This window comes from Achromobacter spanius, from assembly GCF_003994415.1.
Lineage (GTDB): Bacteria > Pseudomonadota > Gammaproteobacteria > Burkholderiales > Burkholderiaceae_B > Achromobacter > Achromobacter spanius_C.
Genome location: NZ_CP034689.1, coordinates 2,172,838 through 2,195,135, shown reverse-complemented (window position 1 = coordinate 2,195,135; position 22,298 = coordinate 2,172,838). Strand labels below are relative to the sequence as shown.

Below are 22,298 nucleotides of genomic sequence, written 5' to 3'. Positions count from 1 at the left end.
ACGATTACTGCCCTTCCAGGAAGCTCTTCAGCTTATCGGCCCGGCTGGGGTGACGCAGCTTGCGCAGCGCTTTAGCCTCTATTTGGCGAATGCGCTCGCGAGTGACGTCGAACTGCTTGCCCACTTCTTCCAGGGTCTGGTCGGTGCTCATTTCGATACCGAAACGCATACGCAGAACCTTGGCTTCACGCGGGGTGAGAGAGTCTAGCACTTCCTTGACCACATCACGCATGGAACCATGCAAGGCCGCATCCGACGGCGCCAGGGTCGAGGTGTCTTCAATGAAATCACCCAGGTGCGAGTCATCGTCGTCACCAATCGGCGTCTCCATCGAGATCGGTTCCTTGGCGATCTTCAAGATCTTGCGGATCTTGTCCTCGGGCATGTCCATCTTCTGCGCCAGGGTCGCGGGATCCGGCTCGGCGCCGGTTTCCTGCAAAATCTGACGGCTGATCCGGTTCATCTTGTTGATCGTTTCGATCATGTGAACCGGGATACGGATGGTGCGCGCCTGGTCGGCGATGGAACGCGTGATGGCCTGACGAATCCACCACGTGGCGTACGTCGAGAACTTGTAGCCGCGACGGTATTCGAACTTGTCCACGGCCTTCATCAAACCAATGTTGCCTTCCTGGATCAAATCCAGGAACTGCAGGCCACGGTTCGTGTACTTCTTCGCAATCGAGATCACCAGACGCAGGTTGGCCTCGGTCATTTCGCGCTTGGCCTTGCGAGCCTTGGCTTCGCCAGTGGCCATGCGCTTGTTGACGTCCTTCAAGTCCTTAAGCGGCAGCACGACGCGCGTTTGCAGGTCGATCAACTTCTGCTGCAATTCCTGAACAGCGGGAATCTGGCGTTCCAGCGTCTCGGCGTAGGGGTGCCCAGCGGCGACTTCGTCGACCACCCATTGCAGATTGGTTTCGTTGCCAGGGAAGACCTTGATGAAGTGCAAGCGCGGCATGCCGGCACGGTCCACACACGTATGCAGGACGGCGCGTTCAAGCTGGCGCACTTCTTCCACCTGGCTGCGCAGCGTGTCAGCCAGCTTCTCGACCATCTTGGCGGTGAAGCGGATACCCATCAGTTCGTTCTGGATGGATTCCTGGGCGCGCACGTAGATGTCCGACTTGTAGCCGTCCTTCTCGTACGACAGGCGCATCTTGTCGAACTGCTTGCTCACTTCGTCGAACTTGGCCAGCGCCTTCACGCGCAGGTCTTCCAGCTGCTTGCTGGACATGCCGCCGGCGGGGCCGTCATCGCCTTCGTCTTCGTCCGCGGTAACACCGGCGCCAGCGTATTCTTCGCCGTCTTCCGGATCAACCAGGCCATCAACGACTTCGTCGATCTGCGCCTGGCCTTCACGCACGCGCAGGATGTGGGCAAGAATCTCGTTGATCGTGGTCGGGCAGGCCGAAATGGCCATGACCATGTGCTTCAAGCCGTCTTCGATGCGTTTGGCGATTTCGATTTCGCCTTCGCGAGTCAGCAGCTCGACCGAACCCATTTCGCGCATGTACATACGGACGGGGTCGGTGGTGCGGCCGAAATCGGAATCCACGGTGGTGAGCGCGGCTTCGGCTTCGTCTTCGACGTCGTCGTCGTTGGACGCGACCGGCGCGTTCTCGCTCATCAGCAGAGTTTCGGCGTCGGGTGCCTGATCATAGACCGCGATACCCATATCGCTGAACGTGCTGATGATGCCGTCAATGGCTTCGGCATCCACCAAGTCATCAGGCAGATGGTCGTTGATTTCGCCGTACGTCAGGTAGCCGCGATCTTTGCCCAGCTTGATCAACTGCTTCAGGCGGTTGCGGCGCGCTTCGTATTCTTCCGGCGTGACCGGGCCGCGGGCGATCAGATCCTTGGGATCGGCCTTGCCACGCTTGCCACCACGCTTGGGCGGCTTCAGATCGGGCAGGACTTCGCCTTCGCCGTCCATCGTGTCGTCGAAACCGTCGGAATCGTTGTTGGCGTTCTTGGCGGGACGTCCCGGGCGGCGACCGCTCGGGACCGGGCCCGAGCGAGGGGCGCTGCCGCCCACCAGGTCGGCGAGCTTGTCCTCAGCCTTCTTGGCGCGAGCCTTCGTCACTTTTTCGGGCTTGTCAGCCGCAGCCGTCTTGGTTGCCTTCTTGGCAGCCGTTTTGACAGCAGCAGGCTTGGCGACCTTCACCGCCGTCTTGGCGGGCGCTTTTTCCGCCGCCATGCTTACGGCGCGCTTGGCCGCGGGGGCCTTGATTTCAGCCGCATCAATTGCAGAGGAGGATTTGCCGGTGGATTTGGTCATAGTCGCTTCCGTGGTCGTCGCAACCCGTTTGGGCATGTTGCACCGCGCAAGCACCACGCCAGACAGTGGCCTAGCGCGACGCAGCTACGGGTAAAACAGATAAATCGGCGAAGATCACGCGGCTGCGTTGTTCGCAGCGCCAGTTCTTTCGAACCCGTTTGGCGACGTGGCGGTGCAATACCGTTCGGGCGCTTCACGTGCATAACCTCATTCCGCGACGGATTCCGGGCGTTGGGGGGGCTGCCTGCCTATAAATAGGCTTTGCTTGCTTATGGGGTCATTGCCCCTAGCAGCTATGTAGACACAGCACCCAGACCACTAACGCTACGCAAAAATGCTCGCCGTTGAACTGCCTGATTCACCGCTCAGCCTTTGGCTATCAGCCATTGGCCATAATAATTTAATGATGTAACAATTTCGACCGCTGCGGTTAAACACTGCGGCCAATTTTCAATGCCGATTCCAATTTCTTAGTGCTTTTTCTCTAGTGCTCTTTTCCCAGCACCGATACTCTATTGCTGCTACAGCTCTACCGCTACGCTCTACCAATGCTGCCATCTACATCACTTCAGAATTAGATCGCGCCATCCTGATTTGATTCCGTCGGATTTGCCGAGTTCGTGCTCGTCGGGACTTTCAACGCAGTCCAACAATTCAGCTTCAGTTCAACTGAGTTCAATTGCAAACGAGCCGACGGCAACTGCCAACGGACAACCTTTGATTTTAGCGCATTTAACGTATCCCGGCATTTTTCAGCACGGCCATTCTGCCCGAGAGCTCCAGGTAGCGCTTGCGCGCTTCTTCCGTGGCCAGCCCGGTGGATGCCAGCTTGGCCATTTCGAGCTTGGCTGAATCGAATTCAATACGCCGCAATGCGTCATCCCATTCGGTTTGCGGGTCGGGCAGATCTTCCTGCGACAAGATGTCCGCGCGCAGCCCCTTCAAGACGGTCGCCAAGTCCGAATCTGGCTCGGCGGCCTCCAGCAGGGCACCCACATGGCGCGCACCGCTGGATTGGGCCAGCATGATCAGGTCTCTTACCAAACCTAGATGGGGGCCATGGTCGATGACTTCAAGCTGCTGATCGCCCATGGAGTCCACTAATTCGGGGTGGGCCAGCAAAAGACCCAGCAAACGCTTGGCCAGCGACGGCATCGTGCGGCGCCCTTCGAAACCACCGACATCATTGTCCCGGCGCCCCTTCCAGTTGCCCTTCCCGCCCTTCCAGTCGCTCTTGCCCTTCCAGTCGCCTTTGCTCTTCCATTCGGGTTTTCCAGCCGCCCTTTGGCCGCTAGCGCCAAGCATTTCAGCGCCTTGCAACGGAATATGTCCGTATTCGGCATAGTCAGGCTCGTCGGCGGGAATGTCCTGAAAATCATGCCCGGCAAAGTCGTAACCCATATCCGAGTGCCCGCCATCATGATCCGAGCCAGAAACTCCTGCTGCGCCGCCCTCTTCGCCAGAAGGATGCTTGGACCCGGCCGGCGCAAAAGGCTTGGCGGGCTGCTGGGCCAGAATCTGTGCCATTTCCTCGGGCGTCAGTTGCACCAGCTTGGCCATTTCGCGTTCGATTTGAACGCGCAACGCGCACTCGGGAATCGTCGCCAGCAAAGGCTTGGCTTCGTGCAGGCAACTGGCGCGCCCTTCCGCTTCGGACATGTTATGGCGCGAGGCCAACTCATCCAACAGGAAACGCGAAAGCGCCACCGCATCGCCCAAGCAGGCTCGAAACGCTTCGGCGCCCAATTCGCGGACGTAAGAATCGGGATCGTGTTCCGACGGCAAAAACAAAAAGCGTATCGCGATATCGTCGCGTAGCACAGGCAGACAAGCCTGCAATGCCCGCCAGGCAGCCCGGCGACCCGCTCCATCCCCGTCGAAACTGAAAATGACCTTATCGCTTGCGCGCAACAGCTTTTTTACGTGGTCCGGTGTGGTCGCCGTACCCAGCGTGGCGACCGCGTTGGCGATGCCCTGCTGCGCCAAGCCCACCACGTCCATGTACCCTTCAACCACGATCACCAGACCTTCCTGCCGAATGGCTTGGCGCGCTTCCCACAGACCATAAAGCTCGTGTCCCTTGGAGAACAGCGGCGTCTCGGGGGAATTCAGGTATTTGGGCTCGCCCTTACCGATGATGCGCCCGCCAAATCCGATGAGACTACCCCGCGCATTGCGGATCGGAAACATGACGCGCTCGCGAAAGCGGTCATAGCGACGGCCGTCTTCGGATTCGATGACAAGTCCTGACTCCACCAGCGTGGGATCTTCGTAATTGGGAAAAACCTGCGACAAGCCGTGGCGATCCGTGCCTGACCACCCCAAGCCGAAATGCGCCGCGATTTCGCCGGTCAGGCCGCGCTGTTTCAGGTAGCGGATCGCAGCGGGCGATGCTCGCAACTGTTTCAGATAATGCGCCTGGGCGGCATCCAGCACCTGTGTATGGCGGGATTCCTCGGCCTTGCGGCGCGCGGATTCCTGCTGTTGGCGTGGACTGCGATTTTCTTCGGGAACCGTCATTCCCGCCGAAGCCGCGAGCGTGCGCACGGCTTCGGGGAAACTGGTACCCGTATGTTCCATCAGGAAAGTGATGGCGCTGCCGTGTGCTCCACAGCCGAAGCAGTGATAAAACTGCTTGGTGGGGCTGACAGTGAATGACGGACTTTTTTCGTTATGAAAGGGACACAGGCCAAGCAAGTTGGCCCCACCCTTTCGCAACTGCACATATCGCCCGACTACGTCGACGACGTCGACTCGGGCGAGTAGATCCTGGATGAATGATTCTGGAATCAATAGATTCGGGAATCAAAAATCAATACAGGCGCGGGGGCAGTTGTTGGCTACGGATGCGCTTGTAGTGGCGCTTCACGGCGGCGGCATGCTTGCGCTTGCGCTCAGCCGTGGGCTTCTCATAGAACTCGCGCGAACGCAGCTCGGTGAGCAAACCGGTCTTTTCGATGGTGCGCTTGAAGCGGCGCAGAGCGGCTTCAAACGGTTCGTTTTCCTTCAGTCGAACGATAGGCATAAAGTGATTGGCCTGCTTGTAGGGTAACAAAAGTTGATGACAAACCTGGCTTGCTTACCAGCAACGCTGCGCGGGTCCAGGTCCGCGATAACCGCGGAACGTGGAACCTTTGAAAGCGCAACCCGAGCTCTTGAAAAATGACGTAGCAGGAAAACATGCAGCGCTGCTTCAGCAGTACCAGATGCACGACCCACTTCTTGCCGTTTTTACGTTTTTCTCGGATTTCCGCTGGCTGTTTCCGTTACCCAAAGACTACCCAAAGAGTAACAAGCCAAGTTCGGTTTAGCGATAACCAGCGATTCTAGCATGGTCAGCGCAGCTTTGACTACTAGGGGGACACCAGGCGCATACACCTCCCCCCACATTCCGATCCTTACTACAGATCAGCTCGTGTGACCCTTGCGGATCCAGGCTTCCAGCTGATGCGGACGCAGGCTGTCGTAATCTTCGAACGGCTGGTGAATCCAGGGGTTCGTCGGCAGCTTTTCTACGTAATAGTCAGGCGTGGCTTGGGAATGCCCCTTCCACCACAGCACGGCACTGCGCAGCTCCGTAATATCCGCGAATTGGCTTTTCAGATGGTCATAGACCTTGCTGAAGGTTTTCCCCGTATCAACCATGTCGTCCACCAGCAACACCCGGCCGGACAGCGTGCCGCGCGTAATGGTGATGAACTGGGCGATATCCATATCGCCCTGCTTCGTGCCGGCGGCTTCGCGATAGCTGCTGGTAGCAAGAATGCCAAGCGGCACGTCAAAAATACGGGACATAACATCGCCGACGCGCATGCCGCCGCGCGCCAGACACAAAATCTTGTCGAACTTCCATCCCGACTGATGCACCTGCAAGGTCAGGCGCTCGATCAACCGGTTGTAATCGTCCCACGTCACCCACAGATGGCTTTCATCATTGGTCGGCGTGCTCATAGGTAAGCATCTCCTGCTTAAAGATACGAAAAGGCCGCCGCCGGTATGAGACCGGCGGCGGCCTTTGGAATAATAACCCGATCAGCCCTTCAGGGGATGACGCAGGACAATGGTTTCATTGCGGTCAGGTCCCGTCGACACCAGGTCGATCGGCACACCGCAGACTTCCGCAACACGTTCCAGGTAACGACGGGCCGCCGCGGGCAGCTTGTCGTACTCGGTGATGCCGACAGTCGATTCCGACCAACCCGGCAGTTCTTCCAGAACCGGTTGCGCTTGCGCAACAGCGTGCGCGCCATAAGGCAGCACGTCGCGGAATTCGCCGTTCACCCGATAGCCCACGCCAAGTTGAATCGTTTCCAGACCATCAAGCACGTCCAGCTTGGTGATACACAGGCCGGAAATTCCATTCAGACGAACCGAACGCTTCAGCGCGGCGCCATCAAACCAGCCACAACGACGCGGACGCCCCGTGACCGAACCAAATTCCTTGCCGATGGTGGCCAGGCGGGTGCCGATCTCATCGACCAATTCCGTGGGGAACGGGCCAGAACCCACGCGGGTGGTGTACGCCTTGGTGATACCCAAGACGTAATCCAACTGCTGCGGGCCGACGCCAGCACCTGCGGACGCGGCGCCAGCCACGCAATTGCTGCTGGTGACGAACGGGTACGTACCGTGGTCGACGTCAAGCAACGCGCCCTGCGCGCCTTCAAACAGGATGCGCTTGCCTTCCTGCTGCATTGCGTACAGATTGCTGGACACATCCTTGACCATCGGGGCGATGGCCGGAGCCAGCGCCATGGCCTGATCGCGCACCTCGTTGGCGGAAACCGCTTCGGCACCCAGGTACTTGGTCAGCACGAAGTTGTGGTAATCCAGCACTTCGGCCAGCTTCTCGTCAAACAGAGATGGGTTGAACAAATCCTGCACGCGCAAAGCGCGGCGAGCAACCTTGTCTTCGTAAGCCGGGCCGATGCCGCGACCGGTCGTGCCAATCTTGCCTTCGCCCTTGCGCGCCTCGCGCGCCTTGTCGATGGCCACGTGATAGGGCAGGATCAGCGGGCAGATTTCAGAGATCTGCAGGCGCGAGCGCACATCCAGACCGGCGGCTTCCAGCTCTTCGATTTCCTTGAGCAGGGCTTCCGGGGATAGCACGACACCATTGCCGATGAAGCAGGTGACACCAGGATGCATGATGCCCGACGGGATCAGGCGCAAAATCGTCTTCTTGCCGTTGATCCACAGCGTATGGCCGGCATTGTGACCACCCTGAAAGCGGACCACGCCCTGGACGGATTCCGCCAACCAATCGACGATCTTGCCTTTGCCCTCGTCACCCCATTGGGTGCCGATTACGACTACGTTCTTGCTCATGTTACGAATCAATATCGAGTTTCTCGGGAAATCCGGAAATCTCCCCGCGGCCCTCTCGTTTCCAAGAGGGAGTTAGTCACAGCGTTCTGACCGTCCAGGCGCCATCTTGCAGCGCCAGCTCGCGATCGCAAACGAATTCGTCCTGATCCTGCTCGTGACCGGGCAATACCTGAACGACAATTTCCCCTGACCGGCGCAGACGGCGCACCGCCTCGGTCAAGGCGGGGGCCTGCCCCCAGGGCGCACGAACCGCACGCGCCCGTTCCGCTGGCGGCAAACCCGCCGCCAGTTTGCGTAAATCAAGACTAAAACCGGTAGCCGGACGAGCCCGGCCGAATGCACGGCTGACGTCATCGTAGCGGCCGCCGCTGACCAGTGCGTCGTGCCAGCCTTCCGCGTACAGCGCGAACTTCACGCCGGAGTGGTAACCATAACCACCCACGTCGGCCAGATCGACGCCAAAAGCGACATTCGGCATCGCGTCCACCAGTGCTTGCAGCGCGTCCAGTGCGCTTGCCACACCGGGCAGCAACGGCAATTCCCGGCGCGCGTTCTTCAGCACTTCCGGGCCGCCGTACAAATTCGGCAGCAGGGTCAACGCTTTTAGCGTCTCTTCCCGCATGCCCGGCGCACGCGCAGCCAACTCACTCAAACCAGGCACGTCTTTCTCGCGCAGCAGGCGGATTACGTCTTCCGCCAACTCTACCGCCGCCGGGTCCGACTCGACAATGGCGCGAACCACACCCGGATGGCACAAGTCCAGACGGGGGTTGCGCACCCCGGCAATCGCCACGGTTTCCAGCACAAGCTGGATGATTTCCAGATCGGCTTCAAAACCCGCATGACCGTAGATCTCGGCGCCGATCTGCAACAGCTCGCGGCTGGACAGCAGATCAGCCGGACGCGCGTGCAGCACGTTGCCGCAATAGCACAGGCGGGTCACGCCAGCGCGATTCAACAAGTGCGCGTCAATGCGCGTGACCTGAGGAGTCATGTCGGCCCGTACACCCAGAGTGCGCCCCGTCAGCTGATCAACCAGCTTGCAAGTGCGCAGATTCAGATCGCTACCGGTGCCCGACAGCAATGAATCGATGTATTCGACCAGGGGCGGCGCGACGAGCTCGAAGCCGTATGTACGATACAGATCGAGAAGTTCGCGGCGCAATTCCTCGATGCGCCGGGCCTCTGCCGGAAGTACGTCGGCAAGGCTCTCGGGCAGCAACCAGTTACCCATGAATGTTTACCTGAATAACGCCAAGTGATGCGTGGGCGTCGCCCAAACGAAAAAGCGGCTGAGGGGGCGTAAGCCCGCTCAGCCGCTGCGGAATGTTTTCTAGCTTACGCGGTATTGTACATGAGTCAGCGAACAGCGCCAGCCGGGATCAGGGGCCCACAAACCGTCCCTCTAATACCTCTAGGTGCCCTTCGCCATAGCCAGGAATCAAGAAAAAGCCCCTTGGATACCCAAGGGGCTTTCAGCACCGAGGCGCGTCGCCAACTTACTTGGCTGGGGGCACGGTCACCGGCGCCAATGCTTCGCCGGCGGGGTCTTTCATGAACTGGAAGAAACTGGAGCTGGGGTCAACCACCAGCACGTCGCCCGGCTTCGAGAACGATGCGCGGTAGGCTTCCAGGCTCTTGTAGTACGTGTAGAACTGCGGGTTCTTGCCATAGGCCTGCGCATAGATCGCGGCGGCGGCGGCGTCGCCTTCACCCATGATGCCCTGCGCCTTGGCATAAGCCTCGGCCACGACCTCTTCGCGCGTACGATCCGCTTCGGCGCGGATCTTTTCGCCTTCGGCGGCACCGATGGAACGCAGCTCGTTGGCGACGCGCGTACGCTCCGCTTCCATGCGGCGGTAGACCGATTCCGAAATTTCCGGCGCGAACTCAATGCGGCGCAAGCGCACGTCGACGATCTGCACGCCCAAGGGCTCGGCGCGCTTGGCCACGTTGGCAAGGATCTCGGCCATGATCTTGTCGCGTTCGGTCGAGACCACATCGCGCACCGTGCGCACGTTCACCGAAGCATTCAAGGCATCGCGGATCAGCGCTTGCAGGCGCTCTTGCGCGACGCGCTCGTTGCCGCCCGTCGAAACGTAGTATTGGCGGGGGTCCGCAATACGCCATTTGACGTAGGAATCGATCAGCAGGTTCTTCTTTTCAGAAGTCTGGATGCGTTCGGCTTCGTTGGTTTCGATAGTCAGAATGCGCTTGTCCAGCGTCACGACATTCTGAAACGGGGGCGGAGCCTTGAAATACAGGCCAGGTTCATTGATGGTCTTGCGCACTTCACCCAGCGAGAACACCAGGGCGTAGTCGCGCTCGCGCACGACGAAGACTGAGGACGACAGGGCAGCCAGCACGATAAGCAGGCCGACCAGGATGGGCATGAGACGTTGCATGATCAGAATTCCTCCGGGTTAGCGCGACATGCGGTCGCGAGGCAGCGTGTTGCTATTGCTGCTGCCGGAAGATTGGGGCACCGGGACCACGTTGCTACGCAACGGCGGTTGAACCGGCGGACTGATCAACGCGGGCGAACCCGGGTTGCCGACGGCGGACTTGCCACCGTCTTGAGCGGCCAGATTCATGATCTTGTCCAAGGGCAAATACAACATGTTGTTGTTGCTCTTAGTGTCGACCATGACCTTGGTGGCGCGTGTGAAGATGTCCTGCATGCTTTCCAGGTACATGCGCTGGCGCATGACCAGCGGGGCCTTTTCGTATTCACCCAGAATGCTGGTGAAGCGGGACGTATTACCCTGCGCATCGCCAACAACCTTGGCCTTGTAGCCTTCAGCCTGTTCAGTCATGCGCGACGCCTGGCCACTGGCCAGCGGCACAACCTGGTTGGCATAGGCCTGACCTTCGTTGATTTGACGCTCGCGGTCTTGACCGGCCTTGACGGCGTCGTCGAAGGCGGCTTGAACCTGCTCGGGCGGCTGCACGTTCTGGATGGCCACGGTGCTGACCTGCACGCCACTTTGGTAGCGATCCAGGATCTGTTGCATCAATTCCTGTACTTGCGTGGCCACCTGGGTACGGCCTTCGTACAGAACGAAGTCCATCGTCTGTTTGCCCACGACTTCGCGCATAGCCGTTTCAGAGGCTTGGCGGACGGATTCGTCCGGGTCGCGCGTTTCGAACAGATAGTCAGGCGCGCCATCGGCACGCAGACGGTATTGCACGACGAACTGCATGTCGACGATGTTCTCGTCCGTCGTCAGCATCAGCGCTTCAGGCAGGACCTTGTTGCGCGAACCGCCACGGAAACCGACTTCGAACGTGCGCAATTGCGACACGTTGACGATTTCGTGGCTTTGAATGGGATACGGCAGACGCCACTGGAAACCGGCTTGCGACGTGCTCTTGTATTTGCCGAACTGGGTCACAACCGCGACCTGGCCTTCTTGCACGATGTAGAAGCCACTGGCCAGCCAGATGCCCGCCGCAACCAAGGCGATAACGCCCAGGCCGATGCGCGCGCCACGCGGCGAAGGCGGCGTCATGCCGCCTCGATTGTTGGGGCGGTTATTACCACCGCCACCGCCCTTGCGACCGAACAGCGAGCCGATGCGATTGTTGAAATCGCGCCAGACTTCGTCCAGGTCAGGTGGGCCGTCTCCACTGCCTTGAGGCCGCTTCGGCGGCGGCTCGGAGCCATTGTTGTTCCCACGACCCCAACCGGGGTCATTCAGATTGAAGAGTTTGATAATTCGCGGCATTGTTTCCCACAATCTGTCCGGTCTCCGCAATTGCCCCGCGCAACGCATCCAAACCGGCGCGCTCGGTAGCGCTTACAAATACTCGCGCAATCGTACCATGTGCATCGCGCTCCACCCGGGGTTCGAGTCCAGCCCGGTCAATCTTGTTGTATACCAGAATGGTCGGGATGGCGGAGGCGCCGATTTCAGCAAGTACCTTGTTCACTTCAAAAATCTGCTCATCGCGCTGTGGACTGGCGGCATCCACCACATGCAGCAGTAGATCGGCGTGCACCGTTTCTTCCAGTGTTGCGCGAAACGCCGCGATCAGGCCGTGCGGCAGATCGCGTATGAACCCTACGGTGTCCGACACCACGACGGAGCCGGCGCCTTCGATCCAGATACGGCGGGTGGTCGTATCGAGTGTCGCAAAAAGCTGGTCGGCAGCGTAGCTGTCCGCACGCGTCAGCGCATTGAACAGCGTGGACTTCCCGGCGTTGGTGTAACCCACCAGAGACACCGACAAAGCACCGCCGCGCGCCCGCGCTCGTCGCTGGGTCACACGCTGGCGTTCAACCCGGTCCAGGCGCTCGCGCAGCGTCTTGACCTTGGCACCGATCATGCGGCGGTCCATCTCAAGCTGCGACTCACCCGGGCCGCGCATCCCGATACCGCCGCGCTGACGCTCCAAGTGACTCCACATGCGCGTCAGGCGCGTGGCCAAATGCTGCAACTGTGCCAGCTCGACCTGCAATTTGCCCTCATGGCTTTTGGCACGTAGCGCGAAAATATCCAGAATGAGGGCAACGCGGTCCACCACGCGCAGATTGAAAGCGCGTTCAAGGTTGCGTTGCTGGGCGGGCGACAACGGTTGGTCAAACAGAACGATGTCGGCCAACAGGGCTTGCGCCATGCCGACCGCTTCATCGGCCTTGCCGGAACCGATGAAGAACTTGGCGTCGGGCCGGTCGCGCCGAGCGGTCAGCGTGCCGACGACTTCCGCGCCAGCACCCTTGGCCAGCATGGCGAATTCCTCGGCGTGGGCAGCGAAGTCCGGGTCACCCAGGTCAACGCTGATAATCAAAGCGCGCATACATGCACCATATTGGAGCCAAAGCGAAAATGCCCGCCGACGTCAACCGTCTGGCGGGCAAAAAAAGGTAAAGCTGGAGCGAGACTATTCAGCAGGGACTTCCACCTGGAAATTTACGGCGCGCGCGGGAACAACGGTGGAAATGGCATGCTTGTAAACCATTTGCGTGACCGTATTGCGCAGCAACACCACGTACTGATCAAAAGATTCGATTTGCCCTTGAAGCTTGATACCGTTCACCAAGTAGATCGACACGGGCACATGATCCTTGCGCAACGTGTTCAGGAACGGATCTTGCAGAGTTTGCCCTTTATTGCTCATTGGCCAGGCTCCATTTGTTTGTTATTGAATGATGACGTGCTTTCTTGTACTGGTGGAGCACATCGAAGCATGTACTCTACAGGGTTTTCCCGGCCCGTGCTACTTGGCCAGGAAGCAAAGTGACACCAGAGATTTCAAGCTGAGAAGGCTCTGAAAATCACGCATGCAGCACCTCCGCAAGCGCTTTCAGAAGCAGGTTTACCTGCTCGTTGGTGCCGACGGTAATGCGAAGAAACTGATCGATGCGCGCATGGCGGAAATGGCGCACGATGATGCTGCGCTCGCGCAGGGCGGCGGCCAGGCCCGCAGCGTCTTGCGAGGGATGCCGCGCGAAGACGAAATTCGCAGCCGACGGCAACACTTCAAAGCCCAACGCGTTCAGGCCCGCCGTCATCCGCGACCGGGTTTCGATCACGGCTTGGCGAGTCCGTTCAAAGTACTCTGTATCCTCCAATGCCGCCACTGCTCCGGCCGACGCCAGGCGATCAATGGGGTAGGAGTTGAAACTGTTCTTTACGCGCTCAAGCCCATCGATAAGCTCGGCGCTACCCACCGCGAAGCCCACACGCAGGCCAGCCAGCGAACGCGACTTGGACAGCGTCTGCACCACCAGCAGGTTGTCGTAACGAGCCACCAGCGGCACCGCGGATTCGCCGCCAAAGTCCACATAGGCTTCGTCCACCACGACGACAGCATCGGGGTTGGCTGCCACAATGCGCTCGATGTCAGCCAGGCTCAGGGCTCGGCCGGTGGGCGCATTGGGATTCGGGAAGATGATGGCGCCTGACTGCCCGTTCGCCCCCGGCAGGTAGTCATCAACATTGATGGAAAAGTCCGCCGCCAATGGCACCGTTTCGTACTGGATGCCGTACAGCCCGCAATAGACGGGATAAAAGCTGTAGGTGATATCCGGAAAACGCAGCGGCTTGTCGTGCTTGAGCAGCGCAAGAAAAGCGTGCGCAAGCACCTCGTCGGAACCGTTGCCGACAAAGACCTGGCTCGCCTGCACGCCAACGGTGGCCGCAATGGTTTGGCGTAGCTGGTCGGATGAAGGGTCCGGATAAAGCTTTAGCGTGTCGTCAGTAGCCGCGCGGATGGCCTCGAGCACCTTGGGCGAAGGCCCGTAAGGATGCTCGTTGGTGTTCAGCTTGACCAGATTCTGAAGCTTGGGCTGCTCGCCCGGAACATACGGACTGAGCGTCCCGACCACGGGACTCCAGAAACGGCTCATGGATCAGCTTTCCTGCGCGTAAGGGTTGTGCGACGACTTGAATTCGATGCGCAGCGGCGTGCCAGCCAGATCGAACGCGTTGCGGAAACGCGTTTCCAGATAGCGGCGATACGAATCGGGAATGGCATCCAGCGCGTTGCCGTGAATGACGACCAACGGCGGGTTCTGACCACCTTGGTGCGCGTAACGCATCTTGGGGCGGAAGATTCCCTTGCGCGGAGGCTGCTGCTGCTCGATGGCGGCCTGCAATTCGCGCGTCAGCTTCGGGGTGGACAGCTTGGCGAACGCTGCGGCATGCGCAGCGTTGATGGACTTCAGCAGCGGCTTGATGCCCTGCCCGCGCAACGCCGAAATCGTGTGCATGCGCGCGAACGACAGGAAGCGCAGCTTGCGCTGGAACTCGCGTTCGATGCGTTCCTTTTCCTCGCCGTCCAGGCCGTCCCACTTATTGATGGCAACCACTACGGCACGGCCTGTTTCCAGCACAAAGCCCGCAATGTGCGCATCCTGCTCGGAAATCTCGGTGTGCGCGTCCAGCATCAGCAGCACGACGTTGCTGGCCTCGATGGCCTGCAGCGTCTTGATGACGGAGAACTTCTCGACCGCTTCGAACACCTTGCCACGCTTGCGCAGGCCGGCGGTGTCGATCAGCGTGTAGCGGCGGCCATCGCGGTCGAAATCAATCTCGATGGCGTCGCGCGTCGTGCCGGGCAGGTCGAACGCAATCACGCGCTCTTCGCCCATCAGCGTATTGATGAGCGTCGACTTGCCCACGTTGGGACGGCCAACGATGGCAAGCTTGATGCGATGATCATGCTCGCCGTCTTCGAACGGCTCGTCTTCCGCTGGCGGCTCGGCCAGATCCTTCAGCGCGAGCTCGATCAGGTCGACGATGCCGTCGCCGTGCGCCGCCGAAATCGGATAGGGCTGGCCCAGGCCAAGTTCGTGGAATTCGGAAATGGCGGGGCCCAAGCCCATGCCTTCCGCCTTATTCACCGCCAGCAGAACGCGCTGCTGACCAGACTTGCGCAGCAGTTGGGCGATCTCGTGGTCGTGAGCATTCAAGCCGGCGCGCGCGTCGACGAGAAATACCACGACGTCAGCTTCGGCAATGGCCTGCCGGGTCTGGCGCGCCATCTCCAGCAAGATACCGTCCTTGGCGACCGGTTCGAAACCGCCGGTATCGATCGCGATGAACGGGATCTCGCCTACCCTGCCCTCGCCATAATGGCGATCGCGGGTCAGGCCGGAAAAATCGGCCACCAACGCGGCGCGAGATCGCGTCAGGCGATTGAAAAGGGTCGACTTCCCCACATTGGGGCGACCGACCAGGGCAACGACAGGCTTGAAAGACACGGTGTAAGGCTTTGTTCTATAAGTTTTAGTTGGCGCCGATCAGGACGAGATTGCCATTGCCCGTCTGGACCAGCACACCTTGGGGGGTGGTTTGCGGCGGCGAAACGACGGCGCCTCCACCCACGGACAGCCGAGCCATCAGGCTGCCATCACTACGCGACAGGAAGTGCAGATAGCCGTCCAGGTCGCCCACTGCAAGCGCGCCACCCAACAGCGCGGGCGCCGTCAGTTGGCGGTTCTTCAGGGCCGCCTGCTTCCACACGTTGCCGCCATTATCCAGCGCAAACGCACTGATGACGCTATTTTGATCCGCCGAATAGGCAAAGCGGTCATCCAGCGTCATACCGCTGACGCTGGAAAAGTCCTTGGCCCACAGCGGACGGCCACCAGCCGTAACGTCAAAGCAGACGATACGCCCTTGATAGGCCACTGCGCAAAGCAGATTGCCCGCGATACGCGGTGTGCCGACGACGTCGGTCAGGCGTTCAAGGTCGCTGGCGCCGCGCGGCGTGGCCACGGTGCCTTCCCATTGCACGTTGCCGCTATTCGACGCAATCGCCATCAACTTGCCGCCGGGCAGGCCCGAGATGACCAGGCCTTCGGCCAGAACCATCTGCGACACACTGCGCAAGGCCAACGAGGGGCCAGGACGCTGCACGCTCCAGACACGTTCGCCGCTATTGGCATCAAACGCCTGGATGCGGTAGTCACCGCTACGGACGACGACGATGCCGTAGCCCACCACGGGCGGTACGGTGACGTCGCTGGTGGCGCGGACCTTCCACTTGACCTTGCCGTTGTCGTCGAAGGCGATGACTTCGCCGTCAGGCGAGGCAACAGCGGTAGTGGTGCCGTCGCTGCCGGCACCGGCCGACAGCTTGGATTCGGTCTTGGCCTTCCACAAAGCGCGGCCGCTTTGCAGGTCGAATTTGCCGACCGAACCATCCGGCGTGGCGGCGTAAACGGCGGACCCCAGCACGGTGGGCGCGAAGCCCAGGCCGGATCCGCTGCCGATCGACGTGGACCAGATCTGACGCACCGACATGCCGGCCTTGTACTCGGTCAACGGCGCGGGATCGTAACGGCCGTCATCATGGGAAAACAGGCCGCAGCCGCTCAAGGCAAGCAAGCTCGCCAGGCAAACGACGCCACGCCATGTACGACCAGGTGCAAATTTACGCATTACAGTCACGCTCCGCTCAGGGCATCCAATTTCAGTTGCACGGCTTGGGTCAACGGATTCGCCGTACCCAGGCCATCAATGGCGCTTTGCCATGCCGCACGCGCCTCATCGCGCTTACCTTGAGCGGCAAGGACATCGCCACGGCGATCCGCAAACAAGGCGGCAAAGGCCGCTGGCGGGTTGTTCAACTGCGCCAACGCGGCGTCGAACTGCTTTTGATCCAGCAGCATGCCGGCCAGGCGCAGACGCGCGACGGCTTGCATGGCAGGGTTCTTGCCTTGCGCAGCCAGCCATTCCAACTGTTCACGCGCACCGGCATCGTCCTTCTGGGCTTGCAGCGCCTGCGCCGCAACCAGGGCGCCGCGCGCGGCATAGCCCGTTGCAGGATACTGTTCGCGCAGCGTGGCGGCGGCGGCCTTGATGCGCACCGACGAGTCCGCGCCGCCCAGGCGGGCAGCATCTTCCAGTGCTTCAAAATAGCCCATGGCCTGGTTGGTGCGATGCGATTCGTAAGCCTTCCAGCCCCACCATCCGCCCCACGCCAGCGCCACCACGGCAAACAGCGTCACGACCAGCGTGCCGTATCGCGCCCACCAAGCCTTGATGGCGTCCAGCTTTTCCTGTTCTTCGAGATCGTATGCCATGCCTTAACCCTTGTTGTTCAGTACCGCGGCCAGGTCCGCAAGCGGCACCTGCTGCTGCGCGTTGTCGCCCTGCGCGTCCGCACGCAAATATTTGACGCTGGCCGTCTGCGACGCGACTTCATCGGCGCCAAGAATAACCGCAACGCGAGCGCCGCTGGCATCCGCACGCTTGAATTGAGACTTGAAGCCTGCCGAACCGGCGTGCACGATCACGGACAGACCGGCGTCGCGCAAGGTTTCGCCGACGCTGGCAGCCAGGCGCTGTGCCGCGTCGCCTTGGTGCACGACATAGACATCGCATTCCGCGGGCGCGTCCAACTGGACGCTTTGCTCCCAGAGATCAAGCAGGCGTTCCATGCCGATCGCGAAGCCAACCGCCGGGGCAGGCTTGCCGCCCAGCAGTTCGATCAGGCCGTCGTAGCGGCCGCCGCCGCACACGGTGCCTTGGGAACCGAGACGGTCGGTGACCCACTCGAACACGGTCAGGTTGTAGTAGTCCAGGCCGCGCACCAGTCGCGGGTTCAAGCTGTATTCGATGCCGGCTTCGGTCAGACGCTGGCACACGCCTTCGAAGTGCGCACGGGATTCATCGCCCAGGAAATCAAACAGGCGCGGCGCGCTGTTCGCCATTTCCTGCATGGCCGGATTCTTGGTGTCCAGCACGCGCAGCGGATTGGTGTACAGGCGGCGCTGGCCGTCTTCGTCGAGAATGTCGCGGTGCTTTTCCAGGTGTTCGATCAGCGCGGCGCGATGCGCGGCGCGCTCAGCGGGCTGGCCCAGCGAATTAAGCTCAAGGCGCACGTCCTTCAAACCCAGCAGCTTCCACAAACGGGCCAGCATGACGATGAGCTCGGCATCCACGTCAGGGCCGACAAAGCCCAGCGCTTCGACGTCGATCTGATGGAACTGGCGGTAGCGACCGCGCTGCGGGCGTTCGTGGCGAAAAACCGGGCCGATCGAATAAACGCGCTGCGGGCGGTCATAGAGCAAGTTGTGCTCAATGGAAGCGCGCACGATGCCGGCCGTCATTTCAGGACGCATCGTCAACGACTCACCGTTCAAGGCGTCGGTGAACGTGTACATTTCTTTTTCGACGATGTCGGTCACTTCGCCGATGCCGCGCGTGAACAGGCGCGTATGCTCAAGCACGGGCGTACGCACGTTGCGATAGCCGTAGCCGCGCAGCCAGCCGCGCACGATTTCCTCGAATTGTTCCCAGCGGGCGCTCGGCCCGGGCAACACGTCATTCATGCCGCGTATGGCGGCGACTTTCTGGAAAGCTTGAGTCATCTTGATCATGCCGCATCGCGCACCTGTCGGCGCGCTTGCGGCTACACCCTTTCTTTTAATGAGAGGCGAGCACGCCGTACCGGCGCGCCACGTAGTCTTCGACGATGGCCTGGAACTCTTCGGCGATATGGTCGCCCTTGAGCGTGACCGTGCGTTCGCCATCCACGAATACCGGCGCAGCGGGCACTTCACCCGTTCCCGGCAGACTGATACCGATATCGGCATGGCGGCTTTCGCCCGGCCCATTGACCACACAGCCCATGACCGCAACGTTCATGCTTTCGACGCCGGGGTACTGCGCCTTCCAGACCGGCATCTGGCGACGCAGGTAGGACTGAATGCTGTCGGCAAGTTCCTGGAAGAACGTGCTGCTGGTGCGGCCGCAACCGGGGCAGGCGACCACCATGGGAGTGAACGCGCGCAGGCCCATGGTCTGCAGGATTTCTTGCGCCACGATGGCTTCGCGGCTTCGGTCGCCGCCGGGTTCCGGCGTCAACGAAATACGAATGGTGTCGCCGATGCCCTGCTGCAACAGCACGGCGAGCGCGGCGGTGGACGCCACGATGCCCTTGCTTCCCATGCCGGCTTCGGTCAGGCCCAGGTGCAGCGGATAGTCGCAGCGGGCCGACAGGTCGCGGTAAACCGCAATCAAATCCTGCACGTGACTGACCTTGCACGACAGAATGATAGCGTCACGGCGCAAGCCCAATTCCTCGGCGCGCTGCGCATTGCTGATGGCCGACACGACCAGCGCGTCGCGCATCACGGCCTGGGCCTCCCAGGGTTGCGCACGGCGGCTGTTTTCGTCCATCTTGCGCGCCATCAGTTCGTGGTCCAGGCTGCCCCAGTTCACGCCGATGCGCACGGGCTTGTCGTAACGGCAAGCCACTTCGATCATCTGTGCAAAGTTGTCGTCGCGCCGCTTGCCGCCGCCCATGTTGCCGGGGTTGATCCGGTACTTGGACAGCGCCTGTGCGCACTCCGGAAACTGCGTCAGCAGTTTGTGGCCGTTGTAGTGGAAATCGCCCACCAACGGCACGTTCACGCCCATGCGATCAAGCTGTTCGCGGATGGCGACCACTTCGCGGGCCGCCTCGGGCGTGTTGACGGTGATACGGACCAGCTCGGAGCCGGCCAGCGCCAGCTCCTTGACCTGGATCGCCGTGGCGATGGGGTCGGCGGTATCGGTGTTGGTCATGGACTGCACCACGACCGGGGCGTCGCCCCCAACCATGACAACGCGATCGCCCCACTTCACCGCTACGGAGCGGGTGGCGCGGCGCATGGCGGCCCCGACAGAGGGAGGCGGCGCATCGTGGCAAGGCAGAGAGGAATCTTGCATCGGTGGAACCGGTTTACTTGGTGGGCTTGGGCAGCCAGTCGAACGGCAGCCAATGCTGCGGCAACCAGCCTTGCCAGAAGGCATATGCCACGCCGGCGGCCAGCACCAGGACAATGGCGATCAACCAGCCCCAAGAGGTGGACGACGAACGGTCGTCATCAGCGCTGGACTGGGGAATGGAGTGCGCCGAATGCAGCGCGCCCGGACTCAGCTTGACAGGGCCGGTAACGCGGGCCTTGGGGTCAAGCGAATCGACGATGGCTTGGGAATCAGCACCCAGCAGGCGCGCATAGTTACGGACCAGGCCACGCAGGGAAACGCCCGTGGGCAAGTCAGCCCACGCTTCGTTTTCTAGAGCTTCGATCTGCTTCGGGGAAAACTTGATGCGGCTGGAAACCTCGTCCAGCGACCAGCCCTTGGCCTGGCGCAGCGAGCGCAATGCCGAGCCAATATTGCCAGCATCGCCGGCGGGCGTTTCAGAAACTGCAGAAGCAACATCCTGCGTCATGCATGCACCTGTTTAATTGGTATGGTCTGGCGCTGTGCGGCGTTGCGCTCGGTAATCCGAGTGCGGTCGCGCACTTCTCCGGCCAGTTGACCACAAGCCGCATCGATGTCGTCGCCCCGGGTCTTGCGCACGGTCGTGATGATGCCGGCGTCCATCAGCCGCTGCGCAAACACCTTCACGCGGGCGGAGTTGGAACGCTTCAGGCCCGACTCTGGGAAGGGGTTGAACGGAATCAGATTGAGCTTGCAACGCAACTGGCGTGCAATTTGGATCAGTTCCTTGGCGTGCTGGTCGGTATCGTTGATGCCGTCCAGCATGCAGTATTCAAAAGTGATGAAGTCGCGCGGGGCAAACGCCAGATAGCGCTCGCAGGCCGCCAGCAACTCTTTCAGCGGGTACTTCTTGTTCAGCGGCACGAGTTCGTCGCGCAGCGCATCGTTGGGCGCGTGCAGCGACACTGCCAGCGCCACCGGACAGTCTTGCGACAGGCGGTCCATCATGGGCACCACGCCCGACGTGGACACCGTGACACGGCGGCGCGACAGGCCGTAGGCGTTGTCGTCCAGCATCAGGCGCAGGGCCGGCAGCACCTGATCGTAATTGAGCAGGGGCTCGCCCATGCCCATCATCACCACGTTGCTGACGACGCGCGTGTCTTCGGTAGCCTTGGCGTTCGCCAGGCGGGCGGTGCCGATATCGGCTTCCAGCACGCGCTTGGCCCACCACAACTGGCCGATGATTTCGCTGGTTTTCAGGTTGCGGTTAAAGCCCTGATGCCCGGTTGAGCAAAAGCGGCAATTGACCACGCAGCCGGCTTGGCTGGAAATACAAAGGGTGCCGCGATCATCTTCGGGAATGAAGACGGTTTCGATGGCATTGCCCTGCCCCACGTCGAACAGCCACTTGCGGGTGCCGTCGGTCGAGCGCTGCTCGATATTGACGGGCAAGGCCTCGATGCGGCAGTTGGACGCGAGCTGGCTGCGGAATTCGCGAGCCAGATCGGTCATGGCGTCGAACGAATCGGCGCCGCGCTGGTGCATCCAGCGCTGCAACTGACGGGCGCGAAACGGCTTGCCGCCCCACTGCCCGACAAGTTCGGACAGGGCGGAGCCATCCAGCCCCAGCAGATTGATTCGTTCGACGGATTCCATGACCTGGGTAACGCTAAAAAACTAATTCAGTGCTTACGCGAAAATCAACGGCTGTGGATGTTGATTTCGGGGAAGAAGAAAGCAACTTCAACGGCAGCCGTTTCCGGAGCGTCCGAGCCGTGCACGGCGTTGGCGTCGATGCTGTCGGCGAAGTCGGCGCGGATGGTGCCGGCTTCGGCCTTCTTCGGGTCCGTGGCGCCCATCAGGTCGCGGTTCTTCTGGATGGCGTCTTCACCTTCCAGCACTTGCACGAACACCGGGCCCGAGATCATGAAGTCGACCAGGTCCTTGAAGAAGGGGCGTTCCTTGTGCACGGCGTAGAAACGCTCGGCATCGGCGCGCGACAGTTGCGCCAGGCGGGCAGCGATGACCTTCAGGCCGGCTTGCTCGAAGCGGCCGACGATCTGGCCGATGACGTTCTTGGCGACGGCGTCGGGCTTGATGATCGAGAGGGTGCGTTGGATGGACATTAGGAACTCCGAAAGCTGATTTCTGACTGGTTTCTGATGAATTGCCTGGCGTGGCTCTGCACTTGTCGGTGTCACCCTTGAAGTGTCATCGCGCGATGGGCGCGCAGGCGGTCCGGCGTGTTTGAACGATTCCGTTGAACATTCCGGGCCGGCCTGAACCGCTTGCCAAGGCAGGGATTCGACACTGGCCACCGATCGGACGTGCCCATGATTCTTGTCGAGGATACCGAAACGTGGGCTTTCAAGCGCACATTTCTGAAGGAATCCTCAATGAATTCAGGGACTTCTAAAAGGTTTACAGTAACCCGGTATTCTAACACGCTGAGAAGACCGCATTACATCTTAAAATGAGCGGTTTGCTGCCCGTATCCCTACGCCGGGCGCCCTGTC

19 protein-coding genes are annotated in these 22,298 nt (G+C 60.7%); all 19 read right to left on the bottom strand.

Going from position 1 to position 22,298, the window contains the following annotated elements; translation table 11 throughout:
• Positions 1–4 precede the first annotated feature (4 nt).
• The gene (rpoD, locus tag ELS24_RS10005; protein ID WP_050446298.1) at positions 5–2,284 is read right to left on the bottom strand and encodes an RNA polymerase sigma factor RpoD; all 2,280 of its coding nucleotides are present in this window, start codon (positions 2,282–2,284) and stop codon (positions 5–7) included.
• A gap of 732 nt (positions 2,285–3,016) precedes the next feature.
• Positions 3,017–5,077 (bottom strand): DNA primase, encoded by a 2,061-nt coding sequence (gene dnaG / locus ELS24_RS10000; protein ID WP_127183981.1) that lies wholly within the window; start codon positions 5,075–5,077, stop codon positions 3,017–3,019.
• A gap of 19 nt (positions 5,078–5,096) precedes the next feature.
• Positions 5,097–5,309: a 30S ribosomal protein S21 gene (rpsU, locus tag ELS24_RS09995; protein WP_006218592.1), complete on the bottom strand. Its 213-nt coding sequence runs from the start codon at positions 5,307–5,309 to the stop codon at positions 5,097–5,099.
• Between the two features lie 383 nt (positions 5,310–5,692).
• Positions 5,693–6,235 carry a phosphoribosyltransferase gene (locus ELS24_RS09990; protein WP_050446296.1) on the bottom strand — a complete coding sequence of 181 codons (543 nt, stop codon included), beginning with the start codon at positions 6,233–6,235 and terminating at the stop codon, positions 5,693–5,695.
• An 81-nt stretch (positions 6,236–6,316) separates the two neighbouring features.
• Positions 6,317–7,612, bottom strand: coding sequence for an adenylosuccinate synthase (locus ELS24_RS09985; RefSeq protein ID WP_050446295.1), 1,296 nt, complete (start codon positions 7,610–7,612; stop codon positions 6,317–6,319).
• Positions 7,613–7,688: 76 nt separating this feature from the next.
• Entirely contained in the window at positions 7,689–8,846 is a 1,158-nt protein-coding gene (locus ELS24_RS09980; protein ID WP_050446294.1) for an ATP phosphoribosyltransferase regulatory subunit, read from the bottom strand.
• A 265-nt stretch (positions 8,847–9,111) separates the two neighbouring features.
• On the bottom strand, positions 9,112–10,017 hold the full coding sequence (gene hflC / locus ELS24_RS09975; protein WP_050446293.1) for a protease modulator HflC: 906 nt from the start codon (positions 10,015–10,017) through the stop codon (positions 9,112–9,114).
• Positions 10,018–10,035: 18 nt separating this feature from the next.
• The gene (hflK, locus tag ELS24_RS09970; protein ID WP_050446292.1) at positions 10,036–11,340 is read right to left on the bottom strand and encodes an FtsH protease activity modulator HflK; all 1,305 of its coding nucleotides are present in this window, start codon (positions 11,338–11,340) and stop codon (positions 10,036–10,038) included.
• Positions 11,306–12,412, bottom strand: coding sequence for a GTPase HflX (gene hflX / locus ELS24_RS09965; RefSeq protein ID WP_050446291.1), 1,107 nt, complete (start codon positions 12,410–12,412; stop codon positions 11,306–11,308). Before hflX ends, hflK begins: the two co-directional genes overlap by 35 nt.
• Before the next feature lie 84 nt (positions 12,413–12,496).
• Complete coding sequence (hfq, locus tag ELS24_RS09960; protein ID WP_006218585.1) at positions 12,497–12,733, bottom strand: RNA chaperone Hfq; 237 nt, start codon at positions 12,731–12,733, stop codon at positions 12,497–12,499.
• A 157-nt stretch (positions 12,734–12,890) separates the two neighbouring features.
• Entirely contained in the window at positions 12,891–13,964 is a 1,074-nt protein-coding gene (gene hisC, locus ELS24_RS09955) for a histidinol-phosphate transaminase (RefSeq protein WP_127183979.1), read from the bottom strand.
• Positions 13,965–13,967: 3 nt separating this feature from the next.
• Positions 13,968–15,320 carry a ribosome biogenesis GTPase Der gene (gene der, locus ELS24_RS09950; protein WP_050446289.1) on the bottom strand — a complete coding sequence of 451 codons (1,353 nt, stop codon included), beginning with the start codon at positions 15,318–15,320 and terminating at the stop codon, positions 13,968–13,970.
• Between the two features lie 25 nt (positions 15,321–15,345).
• Positions 15,346–16,503: an outer membrane protein assembly factor BamB gene (bamB, locus tag ELS24_RS09945; protein ID WP_127183978.1), complete on the bottom strand. Its 1,158-nt coding sequence runs from the start codon at positions 16,501–16,503 to the stop codon at positions 15,346–15,348.
• A gap of 5 nt (positions 16,504–16,508) precedes the next feature.
• Positions 16,509–17,147, bottom strand: coding sequence for a YfgM family protein (locus ELS24_RS09940; protein ID WP_050446287.1), 639 nt, complete (start codon positions 17,145–17,147; stop codon positions 16,509–16,511).
• Between the two features lie 3 nt (positions 17,148–17,150).
• On the bottom strand, positions 17,151–18,437 hold the full coding sequence (hisS, locus tag ELS24_RS09935; protein ID WP_127183977.1) for a histidine--tRNA ligase: 1,287 nt from the start codon (positions 18,435–18,437) through the stop codon (positions 17,151–17,153).
• A gap of 55 nt (positions 18,438–18,492) precedes the next feature.
• The gene (gene ispG, locus ELS24_RS09930; RefSeq protein WP_050446285.1) at positions 18,493–19,779 is read right to left on the bottom strand and encodes a flavodoxin-dependent (E)-4-hydroxy-3-methylbut-2-enyl-diphosphate synthase; all 1,287 of its coding nucleotides are present in this window, start codon (positions 19,777–19,779) and stop codon (positions 18,493–18,495) included.
• Positions 19,780–19,792: 13 nt separating this feature from the next.
• Positions 19,793–20,287: a helix-turn-helix domain-containing protein gene (locus tag ELS24_RS09925; RefSeq protein ID WP_050446284.1), complete on the bottom strand. Its 495-nt coding sequence runs from the start codon at positions 20,285–20,287 to the stop codon at positions 19,793–19,795.
• The gene (rlmN, locus tag ELS24_RS09920) at positions 20,284–21,438 is read right to left on the bottom strand and encodes a 23S rRNA (adenine(2503)-C(2))-methyltransferase RlmN (RefSeq protein ID WP_050446283.1); all 1,155 of its coding nucleotides are present in this window, start codon (positions 21,436–21,438) and stop codon (positions 20,284–20,286) included. The genes ELS24_RS09925 and rlmN overlap by 4 nt, the downstream gene beginning before the upstream one ends.
• 44 nt (positions 21,439–21,482) lie before the next feature.
• On the bottom strand, positions 21,483–21,908 hold the full coding sequence (gene ndk / locus ELS24_RS09915) for a nucleoside-diphosphate kinase (RefSeq protein ID WP_006218576.1): 426 nt from the start codon (positions 21,906–21,908) through the stop codon (positions 21,483–21,485).
• Positions 21,909–22,298: the final 390 nt, after the last annotated feature.

Coding starts and splice junctions, on each gene's coding strand:
- rpoD (WP_050446298.1), bottom strand. CDS start 2,284: ATGACCAAATCCACCGGCAAATCCTCCTCTGCAATTGATGCGGCTGAA.
- rpsU (WP_006218592.1), bottom strand. CDS start 5,309: ATGCCTATCGTTCGACTGAAGGAAAACGAACCGTTTGAAGCCGCTCTG.
- ELS24_RS09990 (WP_050446296.1), bottom strand. CDS start 6,235: ATGAGCACGCCGACCAATGATGAAAGCCATCTGTGGGTGACGTGGGAC.
- ELS24_RS09985 (WP_050446295.1), bottom strand. CDS start 7,612: ATGAGCAAGAACGTAGTCGTAATCGGCACCCAATGGGGTGACGAGGGC.
- ELS24_RS09980 (WP_050446294.1), bottom strand. CDS start 8,846: ATGGGTAACTGGTTGCTGCCCGAGAGCCTTGCCGACGTACTTCCGGCA.
- hflC (WP_050446293.1), bottom strand. CDS start 10,017: ATGCAACGTCTCATGCCCATCCTGGTCGGCCTGCTTATCGTGCTGGCT.
- hflK (WP_050446292.1), bottom strand. CDS start 11,340: ATGCCGCGAATTATCAAACTCTTCAATCTGAATGACCCCGGTTGGGGT.
- hflX (WP_050446291.1), bottom strand. CDS start 12,412: ATGCGCGCTTTGATTATCAGCGTTGACCTGGGTGACCCGGACTTCGCT.
- hfq (WP_006218585.1), bottom strand. CDS start 12,733: ATGAGCAATAAAGGGCAAACTCTGCAAGATCCGTTCCTGAACACGTTG.
- hisC (WP_127183979.1), bottom strand. CDS start 13,964: ATGAGCCGTTTCTGGAGTCCCGTGGTCGGGACGCTCAGTCCGTATGTT.
- bamB (WP_127183978.1), bottom strand. CDS start 16,503: ATGCGTAAATTTGCACCTGGTCGTACATGGCGTGGCGTCGTTTGCCTG.
- ELS24_RS09940 (WP_050446287.1), bottom strand. CDS start 17,147: ATGGCATACGATCTCGAAGAACAGGAAAAGCTGGACGCCATCAAGGCT.
- hisS (WP_127183977.1), bottom strand. CDS start 18,437: ATGACTCAAGCTTTCCAGAAAGTCGCCGCCATACGCGGCATGAATGAC.
- ispG (WP_050446285.1), bottom strand. CDS start 19,779: ATGCAAGATTCCTCTCTGCCTTGCCACGATGCGCCGCCTCCCTCTGTC.
- ELS24_RS09925 (WP_050446284.1), bottom strand. CDS start 20,287: ATGACGCAGGATGTTGCTTCTGCAGTTTCTGAAACGCCCGCCGGCGAT.
- rlmN (WP_050446283.1), bottom strand. CDS start 21,438: ATGGAATCCGTCGAACGAATCAATCTGCTGGGGCTGGATGGCTCCGCC.
- ndk (WP_006218576.1), bottom strand. CDS start 21,908: ATGTCCATCCAACGCACCCTCTCGATCATCAAGCCCGACGCCGTCGCC.